The sequence below is a fragment of the Sphingobacteriaceae bacterium genome, from assembly GCA_016715905.1.
Classification (GTDB): Bacteria; Bacteroidota; Bacteroidia; order B-17B0; family Aurantibacillaceae; genus Aurantibacillus.
This window is the reverse complement of record JADJXI010000007.1, coordinates 287,576-295,649: the sequence shown is the minus strand read 5'-3', so window position 1 is coordinate 295,649 and position 8,074 is coordinate 287,576. Positions and strand designations below refer to the sequence as shown.

The following is an 8,074-nucleotide window of genomic DNA, read 5'->3' as shown; positions in this document are numbered from 1 at the left end:
TCCCTTGCGGTAATTTGAACCGTTTATTAAACAGGCCATATTCGGTAAACGTTTTTCCTTATTTAATGATTCTGCAATGCGCAATAAGCGTTTATCTAAAACTCCGGCTCTGGCCACAAACACGGTAGCATCAGCATATTCTGAAATTAATAAAGTATCCGCCACTAAACCTACCGGTGCAGTATCCACAATCACATATTCATAATTGGCCTTGGCATAATCAAACAATTCCTTCATTTTTGAATTCATCAATAATTCAGCCGGATTGGGTGGAATAGGGCCCGAAGGTAAAACATCAAAGGTGTTGAAATTTTGCATTTTAAAAATCAACTCTTCCGGTTTTAAATCCCCTTCAGCTACGTAATTGGTTACTCCTTTTCTATCTGCTAAATTCAGATAGTTTAATATTTTGGGCGCTCGTAAATCTGTACCAATCAATAACACTTTTTTTCCCGACAGGGCAAAAGAAGCCGCCAGGTTTAAGGCAATGAACGATTTTCCTTCCTTACCAACAGTAGAAGTAACGAAAATACATTTGCTTTGATTTTTTAAATTACCGGTAATAAATTCCACATTGGTTCTTAGTAATCTAAATCCTTCCGCAATATTGGAGCGGTCATTTTCCACCACCACCAATTTGTTTTTGGAATTGGATTGTGGAATATCTCCCAAATAGGGCAATTTAGCTTTATCTGTATCTTTTTTGCCATAAACTTTTGTGTCTAACAACTCAATAACATACAAAACAATAATTGGAAGTATTAAACCAAGTAAAAATGAAGATAAATATATTACTTTTTTATTTGGAGCAACCATTTCTCCGTTGCTATAGGCTTTATCAATAATTTTAGCATTGGCAACGGTCACCGCTAATGCTATATTTGTTTCCTCTCTTTTTTGTAATAAATACAAATACAATGATTCTTTAATTTGTTGTTGTCTTTGTATGGTTCTATACTCCCTTTCATATTTAGGGACTGTACTGATTTTTGCGTTAATTTCATTTTCTTTTTTGGAAATTTCCTTAGCCTTTATTTGCAGTGTATTTAATAAATTAGATAAACTTACTTTAATTGACATTTTTAATTCTTTGATTTGTGCATCTAAATTCTCTATTAAAGGGTTACGCTCTCCAGAATTGACAATTAATCTTTTTCTTTCTAATACAAGTTTATTATAATCATTAATTTGAAGTGATAATCCGCCATCATTCAGGCCTAAATTTGAAGGAATTAAGTCACTTGGTGAATCATGTTTTGAAATATAATCATTAACATATTCTGCTATTTTAACCTGCGTTGAGGCTTCAACTAAATTCATTTCGCTATTGCTTCCTGTTTGTAAAAAAAGCTTAGCTTCAGATTCAACATCTGTTAACCTATTTTTCATTTTGAAATCTTCTGCCTCACCTTCAACTTCAGATAATTCTGAGGTGATAAAACGAATTCTTTCATTGATGAAATTAGCAGTGTTTTGACTTACCTGATTTTTGTCCGATATAGCGTCCAAATTGTGTTGTTTTATAAGATTATCAACTATATCTGCTGCCTTTTCTGCAATCGCATCACGTAATGAAATAGTGATTGCATTTGAAGTCTTATTAACCGGATTAACTTTAATTGAGCCTAAATAATTATTAACTACTTCATCAATTTTAGAAATTACAACTCTGAAACTTAAATTGAGGTAATCATTTGTAAACCAATTTGTGGTAGAAAATATTAGCTTTCCAAATTGAGTTTTGACTTCTTCATTAAAATTATAAGTACCGATTACTTCATTATTGTCACCATTTTTAAGAATGAAAGAATTTATAGATTCAGGTATCAGAACCCAGTTTCCGGTAGGTTCAGTTTTAATTGAATCTGAGCAGGTATAACTCACTTTAATTGGTGTGTCATTATATCTCTCATGTTCAATTGGGCGACCAAATGAATAGTAAGCAACATTTAAATTTAATTCTTTAACAACACGGGTCATTAAGGAACGGGATTTTAATATTTCTATTTCATTATCAATGTTCTTATTATTCTTTAGAATACCTAAATCTTCAAAAGCTGAAAGTTCATCACTCATTCCGCCTTTTTTATCATCTTTAATAAGTATTGTTGCATTTACTTCGTATTGAGGAGTATGGTATCTTAAATAGATAAAACCTAAAGTGAAACCTAATATTAAGCTCAATAGAAACCACTTCCAATTAAATAAATATTTTATTAAAATATCTTTTAAATTGTTTTCCTGAACTTCTTCAACTGAATAGTTATACTGTTCTAACTCCATTTATTTTGTAAATAAAACTGCAATTGTAACAAAAAGAGAAATAATTGAAATTATTAAGCTAACGTTAGCCGGATTTATTACAGAAGAATTAATTTTAGCCCTATTCGGTTCTACATATACAATGTCATTTTGCTGCAAATAATATACCGGTGATGAAAAAATATTTTTATTAGTAAGGTCAACAATAAACTCAGTTTTAACCCCTTCATTATCTCTTATTACCATTACGTTTTTTCTAATTCCTGTAATTTGAAGATCTCCGGCTATACCTAATGCCTCAGGAATAGTAATTCTTTCATTGGGAATGGTAAAGGTGCCTGGATTTTTCACTTCACCGAGAACAGTAACTTTATAATTCAAAATTTTAATTAAAACCGTAGGGTTGTTTAAATATGGCTTAAGCTGGCTTTTGATTAGTTCAATTGCCATACTTCTTGATAATCCACCCACTTTAATTTTCCCTACTATCGGAAAATCAATATTACCCGTTTCATCAATTAAATATCCCGGTGCTGTTGGAGCACCTTGTGCGTAGCCACCAATATTTTGATTTAAAGTAGTTAGAGGTAAATTAAATGGCTTCACGGACTGTTCGTCTAATCCAAATACTATTATAGACAATAGGTCATCAGATTTGAGTATGGGTGAATAATTTTTGTTTGTTTCATTATTTGAAAGACTACCTTGAAAATAAATAAGTTCTTTTTTATTTCGACAAGAACTAAATAAAATCAATAGAACAATAACTAATTTTAATCGATTTATATGTAAATAATAATTCAGGCTAAGTAATTAAAAATTAGGTGGATAAAGGTAGTTATTTTAAGTGATAAATACAAATTTAATACATGGAATAATTGCATTTGAAATATATTTATTTGCTGCGCGCTCCTTTAAATATAATATTATAAATTGCCATAAAAAAGTATTTGAAATCGGTTCGAAAAGGATGTTTTTCGTATTCACTTAAGTATTTCATCTCTGACTTTACTAAATCATCAAACGAATTAGGTAAATCATAATAAAATGGTGGTATCAAGCCAGGTTTAAATTGACATCTTTTTTCTTGGGCATATTTAGGGTACATATTGAATTTGGGTACACTTAAGGGCCTGGGACCTATCAATTTAATTTCACCCTTAATCAAATTTATTAACATTGGAACTTCATCAATCCAACATTTGCGAATAAATTTTCCAAAAGTGGAAACCCGAAAGTCATCATTTGCCTTATCACCATTGGTTGAGCCATTTTTTTCATAAATATATTTTTGTAAATATTCAGCGAAGGCATACATTGTGCGTACTTTATAAACACCAATTATTTTACCATGTTTTCCAACACGGGACATCTTAAAAACCGGGCCATAACTAGGCTTCATATTAAATTCCGTTGATTTTATTTTTTTTACAACAAAATAGGTATATCCTTTAATATTTACATATTCTATAATCTCAAAGCCACAACTAACTAACCTGCCTAACACTTCCGCCTTTGAAAGAAGTCTGTTCTTGCCTCGGGTAATGAAAAAGTAAATTTTTTTTAATCCCCAAATTTTCGGAAAAACACGCAAGAAAATATATTCCATCCCGAAATAAAATAGGCTAATTATGGGTATTTTATTGATTGGCTTTCTTTTTCTTCTAGCAGAAAATGTTTCAAAGCAACCAATATAAATATTTTCGTTGTTTAATTTTAAGTTAACTGCTTCAAACATTTTATTTATATACCTGAAGTCGTTTACTCTTTGTATATTTATTATTGCAGTAATATTTGGTGTGGCCTTTTGAATGTTGAATATTGTTGAAGTTGATAATAATAAGGTATTTCCCGAATCAATATTCACATATTTAATGAATAATAAATATGCCTCTTCTCCACAAGTTTCTATAACAAACTCATTCATTAAAGTTAATAAAGTAGGGTTTTGTTTTTTTAGTTGCCACTAAAAAAATTATATGAACTATAATTCCAAAAAGACTACCGAATAAATTCGCCAATACATCTAATTTATTAAATGATCGATAAGGCAATAAAATGTGGATAAACTCGATTGAAAACGAAATTAGTAAAGTTATTACAATAACCTGGGATGATTTAAGCGCGGTATATTTATAAATCAATAATGGCAGAGGTATTAAAAAAATAACATGTAATATATAGTCAATTCTTAAGCCTAAAATATTACTATTGTTAATTATAGAAAAAACATTGTTAGGCGAAATGTATAAAATAAGTATAAAACTTAAGTATATAACTATAGGAAGTAATTTGGGTTTAATCACTTATATAATTTTTCAATATCATTAATCACAGTTATTACTTCTCTGAAATCTAAATTCAGTATTTCTAAATACCATCTTAGTGTTTCATATCTCACGTAGTTTTCTTCATAAATTTTTGTCAAGGCTTCCTCTCGTGTTATAAGTCCTTCTCTAATTTGGTTACTTCGAAAGGTGTCATTTTCAGTGAATCCTGCCACGGTGTTATATACGTAATTGTAAAAGCTTGCTGTTCCGTCTCCAATTCTCCACGTTGACTTGGTGTCAATTGCAGTTTCCCATTTGTATTCTTCTTTAATTATTTTATTTAGTTCAATTTCATCCCATTTATAAAAATCAAATAAATGAAAGTAATGCGTTTTGGGTGACCAGTACCTCACTGCAAATGAACCCAATGTATCTAAAACGGATTGATTTATGTAAGCCGGATTAAGCAGCATATTTTTACCCACATAGCCAAAAAGTTTAAGTTGTTTTAAACCGCTTATTGAATAAATTCTTTTCTTATTGTAAGTAGGTGGCACATTTGCAAAACCTATTTTGAAGTTGGTGTTTTCTAAATGATTTATACCCCAAATGTTCAATTTAATTCCAGTTTGTTTTTTAACTCGGGCGCAATAATAAAAAAAGTATTTATCACCAGCCATAAACAAAGGTATCATCCCCAATTGAGGTTTTTTTAGCCACGCTATGATATTTTTTCTAATATTATCTCGTTTCCAATTAATATTTGCAGAAACAATAATATTTTCAACTCCTAATTTGCCACAAACTCTTGCTATGTTTCTTCTTGCTAAATCAGTTACCATTCCCCAATCGTATGTAAAAGCAATTGGATTCAAGCCTAATTCTTTTTTGATGATATGCAATGAATAGGTGCTATCTCTGCCTCCACTGAAGGGGACAATGCAATCAGCTTCGCCGGTTTTACTTTTATAGGGCAGTATTAACTCCTTTAATTTATCAAAAGATTGAATTTGGACTTTTGACTTGTAATTATTGCAATAATTGCAAATCCCATTTGTGTCATATTCAATATATGGAAATGTTTCCGGTAGGATGCATTTTGTACAGCGCTTAAGTTTTTTAATCTTTAATTCATTATTTTCTAAGTATTGTAATAAATGCGATTCTTTATTTTTATTGATAAAAATAGTTGGATCAATAACCACCTCTTTATCAAATTGGCCTTTTAGATTTATTTTGGAAACTGAGTATTCGGAATGTAATTTATTTTCTAATGTTGTTTTAATTTTTTTATTTAATTCGAAATATTCATACGTTAATTTTTCAGGGTTTACAACTATTCCCTGATTCGCATCTAAATGTTTAATCGAATCATTTAATTTAGCATGTTTACATAATTGTTTAAGAAAATATTCTTCTGATGCGAAAATGAAATAGTTTGAGTTGTGGATATAATACAGAGAGCCATTATTGGTTATTAAGACTATTTCAGGTCGATTAAGAAACATTAATGCGGTTGAAACGGTGCCTTCCATTTTGTTTGTTGCGCTACAAATGGATTCAATTAAAGAGTTATTAATTAATAAATTATATTCAATCAGCGCCAAAAGTACTTCAGTGTCTATTTCATATTCACGTTTTATCTTTTTGTTTTCATTCCATAATTCCTTATCATTTACTATAATTCCGTTATGTATTCCAATAATATTACCTTTCAAAATCGGCTGATTGTTTTGTTCAAGCAATTGTGATCCGTTTGTTACTAACCTTGCATGACCAATAGCCTGAAACGCTGAACCGGAAGTATATTCTTTTAGCGATTTACTTATCAATTTTAAATACTCTTGAGATTTTAAAAGATTGTAAACCGGAATATCACCTTTAATAATGTCTATTGTATTGGAATAGTTATTTTTAAAGCAAATACCGGAAGAATCTTTTCCGCGAGCAATTGATAGCTTAGCAATTTTTTCTAAAATCAATTGAATGTGCTTTGTGTCAATTTTTGTATTTTCTTTAACTATTAATCCAAATATTCCGCACATATTTATTTTACTTCCTTTTTAGTAGTTACCGATTTTATCATATATTTCGGTAATTTGATTAATATGTAAAAAAGCCTTGATGTATATCTTTTTGGTTGAACAAACAATTGATATAACCACCGCAACCCAATTTTTTTTAAAAATTCAGGACCCATATGAGCGGTTTCTGCAAAATAGTCGAACACGGCACCTACTCCAATCATGATGGTACCTTCTTTTTGATTTGAATAATAATGCATTAAATAATCTTGTTTTGGACTACCAATGCCTATCCATATGATGTCCGGGTTTAAATCCTGAATTTCTTTTATTTCTTTAGAAAGTTGATTATGATTTAATAATTCATCAATTTGGACTAATGGAGGTGACTTAAAACCAATGATATTGGCTTTTGGAAACATTTTCTTTATTTTTTCTTCCATTAATTTAATATTATTATCAGTTGTGCCGTAAAAAAAATGAGAAAGATTGGTGTTCAGCAATTTTTGGCATAACCAATAACCGCTAATAGTTGTCATATTTTGATACCCCTTTTTTTTAATAAAGTACTGCGATGGTTTTCCATCCGGTAATGTTAAAGTGCTCGCATTGTAAATTTTCATCAGCTCCAGTGTTTCATTTGCACGAAGCACATTATATAGATCAGGAAAACAAACATATCCTTTTCTATTATTTTTATGCATTAGAAAATCAACAGTTTCTTCATAATTAGTGGGGTTAAAGCCAACGTTTAAAAAGAGGACCTTTCCTTTCATATTAATTTACTTGAACCTTCCATTTACAATCCATTTCCCAGGCATCTTCGGGAATTTTTTCAAATTCACCATCTTTTAATACTCCCCATCCTTGAGATACTAGTTTGTAATTAGGGGATAATAATAAATTGAAATCACTTAAGGCATTAGATGGTAAATCAGCGTATATGTTTTCCTTCCCATCTTTAGTTACTTCCGACATTATTGTGCCTATTTGTTTTTTATCAAGCATGGGTTTCATTGTTTTTAGCACTTCGAGATCCATACCTTGTATATCACTGATATAATCATCTATATAACTGACATTATTATTGACACAAAAATCATAAAGGTTTATGCATGGGACGGTGATTGATTTAATCATTTTAATGGGTTCATCAAGATATTTTTCCGTCCACTCTTCTTTAAATTTTCCAATAGAAGAGGATGCGCCATTATTATTATTGCTAATGTTAAAGGTGATTTCACCATTATACTGCGCAACGGCCACGTTATAAAGTTTTATATGTGAATATTTTGAGTATTTTTTTTCAAGTTTTTTAAATCTTTCAGGGTTGGCTTCAAAGCAATAACATCTCTCGTATCCCTTATAAATTAAACTAAATATTCCATCGCTTTCTAGGCCGATTATTAAAAGTGTCCCTCTTTTTTTTCTGAAATTATGTTCAAGCATAAATTTTATAAACTTTAATGCTTTTTTAGGATTTTTGATGCTTTTGAATAATTTATTAACAAACATAAT

General features: G+C 30.1%; 7 protein-coding genes. All 7 read right to left on the bottom strand.

Annotation, left to right across the window (positions count from 1 at the left end; translation table 11 throughout):
- Positions 1-2,283: polysaccharide biosynthesis tyrosine autokinase (locus IPM51_11580; protein ID MBK9284937.1), on the bottom strand; the 2,283-nt coding region annotated here is incomplete at its 3' end.
- Positions 2,284-3,018 carry a polysaccharide biosynthesis/export family protein gene (locus IPM51_11575; GenBank protein ID MBK9284936.1) on the bottom strand — a complete coding sequence of 245 codons (735 nt, stop codon included), beginning with the start codon at positions 3,016-3,018 and terminating at the stop codon, positions 2,284-2,286.
- 139 nt (positions 3,019-3,157) lie between these two features.
- On the bottom strand, positions 3,158-4,189 hold the full coding sequence (locus IPM51_11570) for a sugar transferase (protein ID MBK9284935.1): 1,032 nt from the start codon (positions 4,187-4,189) through the stop codon (positions 3,158-3,160).
- Positions 4,182-4,568: a VanZ family protein gene (locus IPM51_11565; protein MBK9284934.1), complete on the bottom strand. Its 387-nt coding sequence runs from the start codon at positions 4,566-4,568 to the stop codon at positions 4,182-4,184. The genes IPM51_11570 and IPM51_11565 overlap by 8 nt, the downstream gene beginning before the upstream one ends.
- A complete protein-coding gene (locus tag IPM51_11560) occupies positions 4,565-6,577 on the bottom strand; it encodes a hypothetical protein (protein ID MBK9284933.1) in 2,013 nt (670 codons plus the stop codon). Before IPM51_11560 ends, IPM51_11565 begins: the two co-directional genes overlap by 4 nt.
- 2 nt (positions 6,578-6,579) lie before the next feature.
- Positions 6,580-7,332 carry a WecB/TagA/CpsF family glycosyltransferase gene (locus IPM51_11555; GenBank protein ID MBK9284932.1) on the bottom strand — a complete coding sequence of 251 codons (753 nt, stop codon included), beginning with the start codon at positions 7,330-7,332 and terminating at the stop codon, positions 6,580-6,582.
- Position 7,333: 1 nt separating this feature from the next.
- Positions 7,334-8,071, bottom strand: a complete 738-nt coding sequence (locus IPM51_11550) for an FkbM family methyltransferase (GenBank protein MBK9284931.1) — start codon at positions 8,069-8,071, stop codon at positions 7,334-7,336.
- Between the last annotated feature and the right edge of the window lie 3 nt (positions 8,072-8,074).

Coding starts and splice junctions, on each gene's coding strand:
- IPM51_11560 (MBK9284933.1), bottom strand. CDS start 6,577: ATGTGCGGAATATTTGGATTAATAGTTAAAGAAAATACAAAAATTGAC.
- IPM51_11570 (MBK9284935.1), bottom strand. CDS start 4,189: ATGAATGAGTTTGTTATAGAAACTTGTGGAGAAGAGGCATATTTATTA.
- IPM51_11555 (MBK9284932.1), bottom strand. CDS start 7,332: ATGAAAGGAAAGGTCCTCTTTTTAAACGTTGGCTTTAACCCCACTAAT.
- IPM51_11550 (MBK9284931.1), bottom strand. CDS start 8,071: ATGTTTGTTAATAAATTATTCAAAAGCATCAAAAATCCTAAAAAAGCA.